This is a genomic window from Agrobacterium sp. fls2-241-TYG-188a (assembly GCF_030209845.1).
In genome coordinates this window covers 18779-32817 of sequence record NZ_JARVRD010000011.1, presented here as the reverse complement: position 1 = coordinate 32817, position 14039 = coordinate 18779, and the positions used below count along the sequence as shown (strand labels likewise).

The window sequence follows — 14039 nt, the reverse complement described above, 5'->3', positions numbered from 1 at the left end:
TCATCAACCCGGGTCGCTTCCGGGGCCTTTTCCAGCGTCTTTGCAAAGCATTAACCAATTAAATTTACGACTAGGCAGGATTTCATTCAATGCCCAGTTTTTATCGGGCCGAAAAACTGACTGAGGGAACTTCATGGGTATGTTCCGTTCAACTCGCCGGCAGGCGGCACTCGATTTGGATCTGTTGATGCCGGAAGCGCCACTTCGCCAGACCTGGCGAACGCGCAACGGTGACGACATCCTAGATGCCGACTTTGTCACGATAAAGGAAACGCCGTTTTGTGACCATGGAAACGACAATAGAGACGTGAATTATCAACAGAAGGCGTCAAAACCGGCTTCTGCCCTCGGCGTTCTCTTCGCCTTCGTGCACTGGTTAGACCGAAAGCTTTCGACGCTTTCGGTGGATGGGTATTCTGCGATCGTGGCAGCTGCGGTTGTGCTGGTGTTTTTTCTCTCCGGTGGATTTGCAGCACTGCAGGAAAAATCGGCAGTCGCATCACCTGTTGCGCCGCTTAGCATTACGCATGTTACGGTTACGCCTCAGGATGCCGGAGGCATGGAAGTCCTGCTGATCAACGGCATTGTCGAAAACAACAGCAATGATCCGCAGGCGCTACCAGCAATCCGGGCCGATCTTTTTGCGAGCAAGGGCGAGAAGGTGGCAAGTATGCTGATCGAGCCTCCCGTGCAGGACATAAAGGCAGGCCTTAGCCACGGTTTTTCTGCAAGACTGCGGCATCCCGGTGGAAAAACGCCCGAAATCAAGCTTTCTTTTGCTGAAACGGGTGTTTCCGAACGCTGACTGTGCTACCGGACGCCCTTCGTTTCGTTTCGGCGGGTCGTGTTGACGATCCGATGCCGGATTGGCGCAGGAGAAGACATGCCCGTCGTTCGTGGAAAAAATATTGAGCCCCTCTACACCGCAGAGCAGATTGCCGAGCGCAACCGCGACCTCGCCAAGCGGATCGCGAGCGGGCCGACGAACGACCTGCTCGTTATCGCGGTATTGAAAGGCTCTTTCATCTTCGCCGCCGATCTAATTCGTGCCCTGCATGACAGTGGACTGGCGCCGGAAGTCGAATTCATCACGCTTTCCAGCTATGGCACCGGCACCGTTTCCCAGGGCGTCAGAATCGTCAAGGATATCGATAGCGATGTCAAAGACCGTGACGTGCTGTTGATTGACGACATTCTCGAATCCGGCCGAACGCTTCTGTTTGCGAAAGAACTGCTCTACGAGCGCGGTGCGCGCAACGTTTCCATTGCCGTTCTGCTGGATAAGAAGGTGAAGCGCAAGGAACAGCTAGAAGCAGACTATGTCGGCTTTGAATGCCCTGATTACTTCGTGGTCGGTTATGGAATGGATGTGGCTTACGCATTCCGCGAGCTGCCCTTTGTCGGCGTCGTCACCGGAGATGCCGACTGAGCTGGGCGTCCTGCCTGTAAGACAGAGGCAGGATATGGCCATGCATTGTTAACCATGCTGCCCGTATGCGCTGCGCCATTTACCTCTTGCAAAGGGAAATGACCGAGTTTGTTGCTCGCTGGAATGAATACCAGGAGCGATGGAAAATGGCGAAAATATTAATCACAGAAGACGAAGACGCGTTGCGCACCTTTGTGGCGCGTGCGTTGCGTCTGGACGGGCACGAAACTCACGAAGCCGCTGACGGCGAGCAGGGATTCGAGAAGCTGAACGAGCACACGTTCGACCTTCTTCTCTCCGACATCCGTATGCCTGTCATGGACGGCATCGAGCTGGCGCACCGAGCTTCCTCTCAATTTCCGAATCTCAAGATTTTGCTGATGACGGGTTATGCCGAGCAGCGCGAGCGGGCAGATGACTTGATGGAAAAGATCATCGATGTCGTGCCAAAACCCTTTGCGCTGCCTGATATCCGCAAAGCCGTGGCGCGTGCGCTGGCAACTGCAGCGGCCTGACAGGCCAAGGGGCAAAACGCGGGCGGCTCACCGCCCGTTTTTTATTACGTTCAAATCTACTGAATATCCAGCAACCGTTCCAGATACCGGCGTTCGACTTCACCGGGCGGGTTGTTTCCGAGTTTCTCACGGATGGCTTCAAGAATTTCGCGGGCGCGCTGGACATCGATTTCGTCGGGCACTCTGACCTGATTGTCTCCAAAATCAGGGCCGCTGCTTTCGCGTGGCCGTCCCAGCGGGTCGCGACCGTTCTGCCCACCTTGACCCATCATCCCTTGCTGGCCTTGCCCCGGCTGCTGACCCTGCTGCCGCATGGCCTGCATGATCTGGCCCATCATGTCCTGGGCGCCTTGGCGCAATGCGTTCAGCGCGTTGCCTTGCCCTTCAACGGCCTGCTCGCCCTGGCTTTGACCGAGTGCCTGACCGGCACCCTTCATCTCCTGCTCCGCCTTGCCGAAGTTCTGGCCGGGGTCCATCCCAAGATCGCGCAGACCCTTTTGTAGCTCGCCGAGTTGCTTTCCAAGGCCGTCCTGCTGTTCGCGAAGGTTTTTCAGCGCTTCCCGCAACTGTTGCGCTGTCATCTGATCTGTTGGGTTCTGACCGTTTTGACCCTGCTGCTGCGGGTTCTGCTGGCCGGGTGGTTGTTGGCCATTTTCACCCATCTGTTGGTCGCCGCCCTGTTGACCCTGCTGCGGGTCGCCGCGCTGCATTCTGTCGCGAAGGGCCTGATCGAGCTTGAAGGTTTCATCCATCAGCTTCTGTTGTTGCTGCATGATGTCTCCCAGCTTGTCGATCTGCTGGCGAAGCTGGCTGTTCTGCTGCTGCTGTTGACCCTGTTGGCCACGTTGCGGACGCCCGGCCTGAAGATTGTTCATCATTCGCTGAAGTTGCGACAGCATCTCCTGGGCCGCATCCCGATTACCGGAGCGGGCGAGGTTCTCGATCTGGTTCATCATGTTCTCCAGATCGCGTTGCCGCAGAACGTTCTGCGCCTGCTGATTCATGTTTGCCTGGGGGGCGTTCTGCATCCGCTGTGCAAGCTCTTTCATGAACTCGTTCATCGCCTCGCGAAGCTCTTGCATAAGCTTGGCAATTTCCTCGTCCGGTGCCTTCCGTTCCAAGGCTTCCGAAAGCGCGGTCTGGGCGTCGCGCAGGCGCTGCTCAGCTTGCGACAGATCGCCATCCTCTATGCCAAGCGCGATTTCCCAAAGGTAATCGGACGTGTTTTTCAGCAGCTCCTCATTGTAGGCGAGCTTCATTCGGGCTTGTGCCGATTGCAGCAGAAGATAATGCGTCGTGTTTGGGATCGTATCTTCCGGACGCAAAGACACCGCCTCATTATAGGCGATTGCCTTGGGCATTTGGCGTGTGTCGAGCGAGAAAATCTGTCGTTGCTCGACAACGGATGCGGCCAGCGGTTCAGAGAAGTTGCGTCCGGGAAGTATCATTTCCTGTGACGGACTGCGGCCGGTTTGGCCCGCGCCATCCGTGGCAACCAGAGTGATGCGCACTCTTTTGCCTGCCATCGGGTGTTCAGTGAGGTTCCTGCTGGTTACAGCTTTCATATCACGCGGATTTTGCCTTGGCAGATCCAGCTTGAATTCCGGCGGTGGATAGAGCGGCGTCGCGCCTTCCTTGACGCCGACAGGTTCAATAACGGCATGAGCTTCGCGAAGGCCATAGTCGTCCTTCGCCGTAAATCCAATTTCGAGCGCTCCGTTGACCGCGCGGCGCGGCAGCTTGTCAAAGGCAATGGTCGGTGCCGTGTCCGGGATGACATTGAACTGCCATTGTTGCCCGTTGGCCTCGATTGTTCCGCTTTCGGCAACCTCCATGGAAAATGTCCTTGGCGGCAGCGGCTTATCTTGACGCTGGTCTGAATTTGCGACCGTTTCCTCAGCTTCGTCCTTCTCGCCTTCAGCACTCAGCTTCTGGAGTTGCCCGGCCTCGTGGGGCTCGAAGGTTACTTCTTCATTTCCATCGCCACCTGTCATCCTGATCGTCAACCGCGATGATTGCGGCATGGAAATGGCTTCGCTTCCGGTCGCATTGTTGCCGGTTAGGAAAATGGGAGCGCGCCCGGTATAGGACGGGGGGGTGACCCAGGCATCCAGCCGGATATCGGGATTTGCGGGTCCGCCGGTGGGGTGATTGCGGAAAGCATCTGCAATACCGCCTGCGCCATTGGAAAAAGAAAAGCCAAAAGCCGTGACGAGCAGTAGCGCTGGAAGCGCCCGCAAGGCCATGCGGTCGTGAGAGGCGATATCTGGTCTTGGAAGACCGGCATCGAGCGCGGCAATCTTCTCGGCCATGCGCAGCTGGTGCTCTTTCCAGAGAGCCCGTGCAAACGGCGTTTCGAATGCCGGTTCGTCCTCCTGCACGCCAACTGGCTGGTGCGGTAGTCCGTTGCGTGCTTCCAACAGGCGGGATGCTTCTTCTTTCGTCGGCCACTTCACGCGCGTCATCGGCAAAAGAGACGTGATGAAGGAGAAGATGAGGACAAATACGACGGCAAGGCGAAGAATGTCCGGCATATGACGGAAAATGCCAAACAATGCGATCGCTAGAAAAATTGCGGCCAATGACAGGGGCAGCAGCGTTCTGGGCGCCAAGCGTTCAGCGAAGAGCACGAGCTTTGCAAAAAGACGTTTGCCCGCCACGCGCCGAGCAAGTTCAGGTCTATTGCTGAAAGCGCCTTTATCGCCTTGCCTGGATGTGGTCATCAATCCGTTCTCCCGGTTCTGGCCACCCGATTTCGCCATGCCCGCGACAGCGTTCCAATTGGCGATCAAATTCAGTGCACGGCAGTTAGGATAGCATTCTTTATGGCGAAGACGAGGGCAAGCACCCGCCAACCCTCGTTTTTACCTCGGTTTCGCTCAATTGTGATCAGCAGACCCGATCATTCCAGCCAGGCTGGGACAGAATCCAGTGCTATCAGTTGCTCATATGTGCCACGCGGACGAACGACGTGGAACTGGTTACCCTTGACCAGAACCTCCGGGACAAGAAGCCGGGAATTATAGGTACCGGCCTGGACGGCGCCATAGGCCCCTGCGGAACTTACCGCGATCAGGTCCCCAGGCTGTGGCGCGGCCATTTCGCGGTCCAGTGCCAGATAATCGCCCGTTTCGCAGACCGGCCCAACGACATCCGCCTTGATGCGAGGGCAGTCGGCCGCGGGCTGAACCACAGGGCGAATGCCGTGATAGGCTTCGTAAAGCGTCGGGCGAATGAGGTCGTTCATCGCGCCGTCAACAATCACGAAAGTCTTGTCTCCGCTGTCTTTGACGTAGATGACCTCAGTGACAAGTATCCCGGCATTCCCCACGATGAGGCGGCCTGGCTCCGTGACGATCTTGCAATCAAGGCTCTTCAGTTCGTTCTTGACGATGTGGGCGTAGGCATCGGGAAGGGGCGGAGGATTGTTGTCATCACGGTAAGGAATGCCCAAGCCGCCGCCGATGTCCACATGGCTGATCGTGTGACCGTCGCCACGCAATGCTTCCACCAGCTCACGCAGCAGGCGGAAGGCGTCTTCAAACGGCTGCAGTTCCGTAATCTGGCTGCCGATATGCATATCGATGCCGCTTACATGAATTCCCGGCAGCGTGGCGGCGTGTTTGTACACGGCGCGGGCGCGTTCGTATGAAATGCCGAACTTGTTTTCCTTTTTGCCCGTCGAAATCTTGGCATGGGTGCCAGCATCCACGTCCGGGTTGATGCGGAATGAAACATGCGCCTTCTTGCCTGCCTTGACGGCGCGAAGATTGAGGACTTCCAGTTCAGGCTCGGACTCGATGTTGAAGCAGTAGATACCTGCCTCAAGGGCAAAATCCATCTCGGCAACGGTCTTGCCAACACCGGAAAACATGATGCGGCTTGCAGGGACGCCCGCCGCCAGCGCACGACGCAATTCACCGCCGGAGACAACATCGATGCCGGCCCCGAGCTTTGCCAAGGTTGCCAGCACGGCCTGATTGGAATTCGCCTTCATCGCGTAGCAGACCATCGAATCTACATCGGCGAAAGCCTCACTGAACACCTTGTAGTGGCGCTCAAGCGTCGCGGTGGAATAAACGTAGAAAGGCGTGCCCACGGCCTTGGCAATTTCAGGCACGGGAACGTTTTCAGCGTGAAGCACGCCGTCGATATACTGGAAATGGTTCACAGTTGCGGACCTTAAAGAAGCTTGTCGAGAACGAATGGCCGCTCAGGCGTGGGCTGCACCGTGCCGTTGGTGGAGCGGATATTGCGCTGCTCCTTCGGCGTGCTGGGCGGATCGATGTCGCCTTTGCGGCCGCAGCCTGAAAGTGCAAGGCCGACGGCGAGCGTCATGCCGACTGGAACGATGAATGTACGCAAGATTTTTGAAAGCATGGGCCCGTCCAAAGGAAATTTCTGCATTCCTGATACCGAAAAACAGGGCGCTTGTGCACCCTGTTTCTTGTGATGCTGACCGAACGCCAGACTGATCAGTTCCGCGCGCGCCACCAAGCGATCTGCTTGCGGACTTCAGATGGCGCCGTGCCGCCAAAGCTTGTGCGGCTGGCAACCGATGCCTCAACCGAAAGCACATCGAAAATGCCTTCGGTGATGGCCGGGTTGATGGCCTGCAGGTCCTCCAGCGACAGATCGGCCAGATCGCAGCCTTTCTTCTCGGCAAGAGCCACAGCGTGGCCGGTCGCGTGGTGCGCGTCACGGAAAGGCAGGCCTGCCTCGCGGACAAGCCAGTCTGCGAGATCGGTGGCCGTCGAATAGCCGGAACCTGCGGCGTCGCGCATCTTGTCAACGCGGACTTCCAGATCGCGGATCATTCCAGTCATGGCAGCGATGGCAAGTTCCAGGCTTTCAGCGGAATCAAATACCTGTTCCTTGTCTTCCTGCATGTCCTTGGAATAGGCCAGGGGCAGTCCCTTCATGATGGTAAGAAGGGCGATCAGCGAACCGTTGATACGACCTGTCTTGGCGCGCACCAATTCTGCCGCATCCGGGTTCTTCTTCTGCGGCATGATCGAGGAACCGGTCGAAAATGCATCCGACAGGCGGATAAAGCCGAATTGTGGTGTCGACCAGATGACAATTTCTTCAGCCAGGCGCGACAGATGCGTGGCGCAAATGGACGCAATCGACAGAAACTCCAGTGCAAAGTCACGGTCCGATACCGTATCGATGGAATTGCGCGTCGGCTCGCGGAAACCCAGCGCCTTTGCGGTCATGTGCCGGTCGATGGGATAGCCGGTGCCTGCCAGTGCTGCGGCGCCGATCGGGCTTTCATCCATATGTTCGATGGCGTGTCGCACGCGGGCGCGGTCTCGGCCAAACATTTCAACATAGGCCATGCAGTGGTGACCGAAGGTGACCGGCTGGGCCGTTTGCAAATGGGTGAAGCCCGGCATGACCGTGTCGGCGTGCTCTTCGGCGCGGTCTAGAAACGCGGCAATCAAGGCCGTCAGCATCTGCTCGGTCTTTTGGAGTTCTTCTTTCACCCATAGGCGAAAGTCGAGCGCGACCTGGTCGTTGCGCGAGCGGGCCGTATGAAGGCGTCCCGCTGCCGGGCCGATCAGATCAGCCAGACGTGCCTCGATATTCATGTGGATGTCTTCGAGCTTGCGAGAGAATTCAAAGGATCCGCTTTCGATTTCTGACAGGATCGTGTTCAGGCCCGTGATGATCTTGTCTTTATCTTCGCCGGAAATGATGGCTTTTGAAGCCAGCATGGTCGCATGTGCTATTGAGCCGCGGATGTCCTGCGCATAAAGCTTCTTGTCGAAGCCGATCGAGGCATTTATTTCTTCCATGATGGCAGAAGGACCGGAAGCGAAACGTCCGCCCCACATCTGGTTGGAGGATTTTTGTTCGATGCCGTCAGCCATTATTCGCCTGCCCTGGAGTATTCAATGACAGAAAAAAGGCCGTTCAGGCTTCCTTCCGCCAGACTTGTTGCAATTGCTGCCATCGCCGGACTTGTTTGCGGCGCGGGCGTTGTAACGATCAGGCATATTTGGTCTGAAGGTCAGGTTCAAGGGGCTGGGGTTGCGCAGGCCGGTTTATGTGAAGGTACCGCAAGCCGGATCGCCTCGCTCAAGCCTCTGCTGAAAGGCCAGGTCGCAGCAATGTCGGCCAATGAACGGCCTCGCATTGTACCGCTGTCATTCAAGGGGCCGGATGGCGCTGCGATGAGCGAAGCCAGTTTTACCGGCAAGACTGTGCTTCTCAATCTCTGGGCCACCTGGTGCGTTCCGTGTCGCGAGGAAATGCCCGCACTCAACGCCCTTGAAAGAGAAAAGGGTGATGACCGCTTTGAGGTCGTTACCGTCAATATCGACACCGGCGATGACGCCAAACCTCAGACTTTCATGGGTGAATACGGCATAGACGCGCTGAAGCTTTACCGCGACAGCTCGATGGGCGTCTTCAACGCGCTCAAGAAGGAAGGACTTGCCTTCGGTTTGCCGGCAACGCTCTTGATCGATGACAAGGGTTGCCTGCTTGCCTCCATGAACGGCCCGGCAGCCTGGGACAGTCCCGATGCCAAGGCGCTCGTGGATTTTGCCAAAGCGAAATAAGTGGAAGCTTTACCGTGTCGGAACAGGCGTTTCGCCACGGTAATCGTAGAAGCCGCGACCAGACTTACGACCGAGCCATCCCGCTTCGACATATTTTACCAAGAGCGGGCAGGGGCGATATTTGCTGTCCGCCAAACCATCATGAAGAACCTGCATGATCGACAGGCAGGTATCCAGACCGATGAAGTCGGCCAGCTGCAATGGTCCCATCGGGTGGTTCGCACCCAGCTTCATGGCGGTATCGATGGCTTCAACCGATCCAACGCCCTCATACAATGTGTAGATCGCCTCGTTGATCATCGGCAGAAGAATGCGGTTGACGATGAAGGCCGGAAAGTCCTCGGCAACGGTGATTGCCTTGTCGAGCGTGCGTACATATTCTTTCGCACTCTCGAAAGTCGGCTCGTCTGTGGCGATACCGCGCACCAGCTCCACCAGCTTCATGACTGGCACCGGGTTCATGAAATGTATGCCCATGAACTGTTCAGGGCGGTCAGTTGCCGATGCCAAGCGGGTGATCGATAGCGAGGACGTGTTGGTCGCAAGAAGCGCTTCGGGTTTGAGGACCGGGCAGATCTGGGCATAGATCTTGCGCTTGGTTTCCTCATGTTCGGTTGCCGCTTCGATGACCAGATCCATTGCGGCGAGATCGTTGATGTCGGAAGACCCACCAATGCGAGCCAAGGCGGCCTTGCGGTCCTCGTCCTGCATCTTGCCGTTGCTGACCTGGCGGGCAAGATTGCCGTTGATCGTCGCAAGACCTGCTTCGATGCGATCCTTGGCGAGATCGTAGATATGGACCTTGTAGCCAGCGACAGCAGAAACATGCGCGATACCGCAGCCCATCTGACCGGCTCCAATAATACCGATATTCTTGATTGGCGCGGCCATGATGTGTCTCTCCTGTGGGCATGTGCTGGGATGCGTCGCAACTTTTGCGGATGTTACGCATATTACCGGAAAACAAAAGCGGCGCGTTTATAAAAACGCGCCGCTTTACCAATTGTTATGATCAGAGCGCTTTTTCGAGCTCAGGCAGGGCGTCGAAAAGGTCCGCAACGAGGCCATAATCGGCAACCTGGAAGATCGGGGCCTCTTCGTCCTTGTTGATGGCGACGATGACCTTCGAATCCTTCATGCCAGCAAGGTGCTGGATGGCGCCGGAAATGCCTGCGGCGATGTAGAGCTGCGGTGCAACCACCTTGCCCGTCTGACCAACCTGCCAGTCGTTCGGGGCATAACCGGCATCAACAGCCGCGCGTGACGCACCCACAGCTGCACCCAGCTTGTCTGCAACAGGCAGAATGACTTCCTTGAACTTCTCGGAAGAACCGAGCGCACGGCCACCCGAAATGATGATCTTGGCAGATGTCAGTTCCGGACGGTCAGACGACGCCAGGGCATCCGAGACGAAGGAGGACAATGCCGGGTTTTCAGCCGCGGCCAATGTTTCAACCGAAGCGGAGCCTCCAGCCTGCGCCGGGGCGAAGGTGGATGTGCGAACGGTGATGACCTTCTTGGCGTCGCTTGCCTGCACGGTCTGGATCGCATTGCCAGCATAGATCGGGCGCTTGAAGGTATCGGCGGAGATGACTTCGATGATCTCCGAAACCTGTGCGACATCAAGGAGTGCTGCGACGCGCGGCAGAACGTTCTTGGCCGATGCCGTCGCTGGCGCGATGATGACATCGTAAGCGCTGCTCAGCGACACGATCAGCGCTGCCAGCGGCTCTGCCAGCTGGTTGGCATAGGCAGCGTCGTCTGCAAGGAGCACCTTGGAAACACCCGCAAGCTTTGCCGCTTCATCGGCGGCTGGCTTGGCGTTGGATCCGGCAACCAGAACCGTCACGTCGCCACCGATCTGGGTCGCTGCGGTCAGTGTCTTTGCCGTCTGGTCGGAAAGGGTTGCGTTGTCGTGTTCTGCCAGAAGAAGAATGGCCATGTTAAAATCTCCCTTTCGCTTCCTTAGATGACGCCATCGGCTTTGAGCTTCGATACCAGTTCGGCAACCGAACCGACCTTGACGCCCGCCTTGCGGCCCGCAGGCTCTTCAGTCTTCAGAACCTTGAGGCGAGGTGCGATATCGACGCCGAAATCGGCAGGCGTCTTCTTGTCGAGCGGCTTTTTCTTTGCCTTCATGATGTTGGGCAAGGACGCATAGCGCGGCTCGTTCAAACGCAGGTCTGTCGTAACGACGGCGGGCAGCTTCAGCTCTACCGTCTGCAAACCGCCATCGACTTCACGGGTTACGGCGACCTTGCCGTCCGATGTCTCGACCTTGGACGCGAATGTACCCTGACCCCAGCCCAGCAATGCTGCCAGCATCTGGCCGGTCTGGTTGCTGTCATCGTCGATTGCCTGCTTGCCGACAATAACGAGACCCGGCGCTTCGGCTTCCACGACACCCTTCAGAAGCTTGGCAACGGCCAGCGGTTCCACGGCTTCGTCCGTCTCGATGAGGACGGCGCGATCCGCTCCCATGGCGAGCGCCGTGCGCAGCGTTTCTTCCGCCTTGGCTGGACCGATGGAGACGACGACGATCTCTTCAGCCTTGCCGGCTTCCTTGAGGCGAAGCGCTTCTTCCACGGAAATCTCGTCGAAAGGGTTCATCGACATCTTGACGTTGGCAAGCTCAACGCCGGAACCATCCGACTTCACGCGGATTTTGACGTTATAGTCCACCACACGCTTCACAGGGACAAGGATCTTCATCGATAACCTTCCTTCAACTCCTGACCATAAAGCGCAACGCTGAACGGTCCTCCTGATAATCAAGTTGCCACATGGATACGCATTTTTGCCGTAAGTTCAACGGAGCAATGCTCATGATCTCATGCGGTTCGGGGATATCTTACGTTAACGTGAACGTAAATATCAATCCTCTCTGCAATCTCCACCGAATGTCGGAGCGATGCCGTTCCGTTTGCGACACGTTACCGTCTTACGCTTGTCCATCCTTCAACTGAACGGCCTGCGGCGTGACGATGGTCCTGTCAAAGAGCGGAACGCCCGGACGCCGCAGGAAGAAGGTCAAGGTTCCACCTGCGATAATCCCTCCGACATGCGCACCCCAGGATACGCGTTCTTCCAGTCCCAGCCAGAACATGGCGAACTGTTGAGCGATCCACAGAACCAAAGGAATGAAAGCGGGTAGGGGGACGGGAATTCGCATGAAGACCAGAACCCATATCCTGACCTTTGGATGCAGGAGCAGGTAAGCAGCAACAACGCCTGATACCGCACCGGATGCCCCGATCAGCGGTGCTTCCGAGGCGGGGGAAACGTAACCGTGGAACAGCGCGCCAGCTATGGCGCAGGCAATGTAAAACAATGCGAAGCGTAGATGGCCGAAGGCATCTTCGACATTGTCCCCGAAGACCCACAGAAACAGCATGTTTGAGGCGAGATGCCAGAACCCCAGATGCAGGAATGCGTAGGTGACGACGGTAACCTGATCCGGAACGATTTGCAGAACAGGGTCCAAATGCGCGTAATCGAAAACAACGGCCGGTATGAAACCCAGGCCCAGAACCGCAGCGTTTGAAACCTCCAGCGATGAGAAGCTGGAGAACAGCCATATGCACAGATTGACCGTTATAATGGCCAAAGTCACATATTGCACCTTGATGTGCTTGAGCGAATTGGCGTCGTGGATGGGGATGAACATGTAACGACGCCTTGCGATGACTAGCGGTTCTGACCGGGAACCCAGAGAATGTCGGATGTGCCGGAATTCGCGGTATTGTTTGCAAAGCGTGCGGCCACGAAAAGAAAATCGGAAAGGCGGTTGATGTATTTCAACGCGGCAGGGCTGACAGCCTCGCCCTCAATTCCTGCAAGCTCGACCATCTGCCGTTCAGCGCGCCGCGAGACCGTACGGGCAAGGTGCAGATAGGCGGCGGCAGCCGTGCCGCCGGGCAGAACGAAGGACTTAAGAGGCGACAAATCTGCATTCAGCGCGTCGATTTCATGTTCCAGCCGGGTAACCTGCGTCTCAATGATCCGCAACGGTTCATAGGACAAAGCCTCGCCGGTATCGGGAGTGGCGAGATCCGCACCGAGATCGAAAAGGTCGTTTTGGATGCGAAAGAGCATGGCATCCAGTTCGACCATGTTCGTCGTGTGAAGCCTGACAATACCGATGACGGAGTTTGTTTCGTCCACGGTTCCGTAGCTTTCTACGCGCAGATCATGCTTGGGGCGCCTTGGCCCGGCAACAAGCGCGGTGGTGCCGTCGTCGCCCGTTCGGGTGTAGATCTTGTTCAACTTTACCATGGAATATTCCGCTTCTTAACGCCCGCCGCCAGTCAGCCACAGGGTCAACATGATGAGTATGATAGCGATGGCCTGCAGCAACAGCCGCAGTTGCATGAGCTTGTTGGACTTGTTCGCATCCGTGCCCTTGAGCATGTTGAACAGCCCGCGTATCAACACGAGCACGACCAGCCCCATGACTATGGCTGCAAGAACCGTTGTAAAACTGGACATGCGCTATCCTCTTGAATGCTCTGATTTGCGAAGCGTTGTAGCTGATTGAATCGACACAGCGCTAGTCGAACTTGCGCAGCAGACGGTAAAACACATCAGCTGGCAAAAACCGTTTGAGAATTGTCGCCTGTATCGCTGGCGTGGTGATGATGTAATGCGCCCTTGGACGACGTGCGACGAGAGCGTGCTTCAATTTTTCGTATACTGCTTCAGGCCCCAGCTTGTGCTTGTTTTTACCGGCGCTACCATCCAGTCGGGCAAGTTGACGCTTGTATTCCTTCGCGTGTGCCGAGTTTTCCACGTCGATATTGTCCTTGATGTGGGAAAGGGCGGTTGCGGTAAACCTGGATTCAATCGGCCCCGGTTCGATCATGCTGACATATATTCCACTTCCCTGAAGCTCCATTCGCAGTGTTATCCCAAGACCTTCGAGAGCAAACTTGGATGCCGTGTAGGCCCCGCGATAGCGATAGGGAACGAGACCCAGTATGGAGGAGCAATGGACGATCCGGCCATGGCCCTGCCTCCGCATGAAGGGAATGACGCGGCAGGTCAGGTCATGCCAGCCAAAGAGGTTCGTTTCGAATTGCGCTCGCAGGACTTCGACAGAAAGATCCTCCACCGCGCCAGGCTGGCCATAGGCCCCATTGTTGAAAAGCGCATCGATGCGCCCGCCGGTTCGGGCGGCAACCTCATCCACCAATGCGGATATCGTCTCCGGTACGGTGTAGTCCATCAAAAGGACTTCGATGCCAGCCTGTTCCAGCAGGGCCATGTCCTCGGTCCGTCTGACGGTCGCAAAAACCCGCCACCCGTCCCGATGCAGCGCTTGTGCACAATGGGCGCCGATGCCTGAAGAACAGCCGGTTACAATGATCACCGGTTTTTCGGACATGAGTGTATTCCCTTAAGGCGACAATGGTTGAAAATAGCTGCGGAATAGGCAGCATGAATTTCCGTAGTGCACAATTCTTCTTTTGAAAGTGGAACCCGTGCACGGTCTTGTGCGCTGTACAATCATGATCGACTTCCCATATC

The 14039-nt window shown here is 56.7% G+C and carries 15 protein-coding genes; 4 read left to right on the top strand and 11 right to left on the bottom strand.

Annotated elements, in window-relative coordinates; all coding sequences use genetic code 11:
* Positions 1–139 precede the first annotated feature (139 nt).
* The 3 genes from QRN85_RS23615 (at position 140) to QRN85_RS23605 (ending at position 1944) form a co-directional block, all read left to right on the top strand.
* Positions 140–805, top strand: coding sequence for a DUF3426 domain-containing protein (locus tag QRN85_RS23615; RefSeq protein ID WP_113094126.1), 666 nt, complete (start codon positions 140–142; stop codon positions 803–805).
* Between the two features lie 78 nt (positions 806–883).
* Positions 884–1429 carry a hypoxanthine phosphoribosyltransferase gene (hpt, locus tag QRN85_RS23610; RefSeq protein WP_062588721.1) on the top strand — a complete coding sequence of 182 codons (546 nt, stop codon included), beginning with the start codon at positions 884–886 and terminating at the stop codon, positions 1427–1429.
* A 146-nt stretch (positions 1430–1575) separates the two neighbouring features.
* Complete coding sequence (locus tag QRN85_RS23605; protein WP_062588791.1) at positions 1576–1944, top strand: response regulator; 369 nt, start codon at positions 1576–1578, stop codon at positions 1942–1944.
* 56 nt (positions 1945–2000) lie between these two features.
* Here the strand turns inward: QRN85_RS23605 and QRN85_RS23600 are convergent, their stop codons facing one another.
* The 4 genes from QRN85_RS23600 to argH form a co-directional block, all read right to left on the bottom strand.
* Positions 2001–4667: a TIGR02302 family protein gene (locus QRN85_RS23600; protein ID WP_284760387.1), complete on the bottom strand. Its 2667-nt coding sequence runs from the start codon at positions 4665–4667 to the stop codon at positions 2001–2003.
* 179 nt (positions 4668–4846) lie between these two features.
* Positions 4847–6115 carry a diaminopimelate decarboxylase gene (gene lysA / locus QRN85_RS23595; RefSeq protein ID WP_062588724.1) on the bottom strand — a complete coding sequence of 423 codons (1269 nt, stop codon included), beginning with the start codon at positions 6113–6115 and terminating at the stop codon, positions 4847–4849.
* Between the two features lie 11 nt (positions 6116–6126).
* On the bottom strand, positions 6127–6324 hold the full coding sequence (gene lptM / locus QRN85_RS23590; RefSeq protein WP_284760385.1) for an LPS translocon maturation chaperone LptM: 198 nt from the start codon (positions 6322–6324) through the stop codon (positions 6127–6129).
* 95 nt (positions 6325–6419) lie between these two features.
* Entirely contained in the window at positions 6420–7820 is a 1401-nt protein-coding gene (gene argH / locus QRN85_RS23585; RefSeq protein WP_062588726.1) for an argininosuccinate lyase, read from the bottom strand.
* A gap of 24 nt (positions 7821–7844) precedes the next feature.
* On the opposite strand from argH, the gene tlpA reads away from it, so the two are divergent.
* Complete coding sequence (gene tlpA / locus QRN85_RS23580; protein ID WP_284760382.1) at positions 7845–8513, top strand: thiol:disulfide interchange protein TlpA; 669 nt, start codon at positions 7845–7847, stop codon at positions 8511–8513.
* Positions 8514–8522: 9 nt separating this feature from the next.
* Here the strand turns inward: tlpA and QRN85_RS23575 are convergent, their stop codons facing one another.
* The 7 genes from QRN85_RS23575 to QRN85_RS23545 all read right to left on the bottom strand — a co-directional run bounded on the left by QRN85_RS23575 (position 8523) and on the right by QRN85_RS23545 (position 13896).
* The gene (locus QRN85_RS23575; protein WP_062588730.1) at positions 8523–9404 is read right to left on the bottom strand and encodes a 3-hydroxybutyryl-CoA dehydrogenase; all 882 of its coding nucleotides are present in this window, start codon (positions 9402–9404) and stop codon (positions 8523–8525) included.
* A gap of 121 nt (positions 9405–9525) precedes the next feature.
* Positions 9526–10455: an electron transfer flavoprotein subunit alpha/FixB family protein gene (locus QRN85_RS23570; protein WP_284760381.1), complete on the bottom strand. Its 930-nt coding sequence runs from the start codon at positions 10453–10455 to the stop codon at positions 9526–9528.
* A 23-nt stretch (positions 10456–10478) separates the two neighbouring features.
* Positions 10479–11225, bottom strand: a complete 747-nt coding sequence (locus tag QRN85_RS23565; protein ID WP_062588733.1) for an electron transfer flavoprotein subunit beta/FixA family protein — start codon at positions 11223–11225, stop codon at positions 10479–10481.
* Positions 11226–11454: 229 nt separating this feature from the next.
* The gene (locus tag QRN85_RS23560; RefSeq protein WP_284760380.1) at positions 11455–12180 is read right to left on the bottom strand and encodes a rhomboid family intramembrane serine protease; all 726 of its coding nucleotides are present in this window, start codon (positions 12178–12180) and stop codon (positions 11455–11457) included.
* Between the two features lie 20 nt (positions 12181–12200).
* Positions 12201–12788, bottom strand: coding sequence for a cob(I)yrinic acid a,c-diamide adenosyltransferase (locus QRN85_RS23555; RefSeq protein WP_112963021.1), 588 nt, complete (start codon positions 12786–12788; stop codon positions 12201–12203).
* Positions 12789–12803: 15 nt separating this feature from the next.
* The gene (locus QRN85_RS23550) at positions 12804–13001 is read right to left on the bottom strand and encodes a twin transmembrane helix small protein (protein WP_062588741.1); all 198 of its coding nucleotides are present in this window, start codon (positions 12999–13001) and stop codon (positions 12804–12806) included.
* A 61-nt stretch (positions 13002–13062) separates the two neighbouring features.
* Positions 13063–13896, bottom strand: a complete 834-nt coding sequence (locus QRN85_RS23545; RefSeq protein ID WP_284760379.1) for an SDR family oxidoreductase — start codon at positions 13894–13896, stop codon at positions 13063–13065.
* Between the last annotated feature and the right edge of the window lie 143 nt (positions 13897–14039).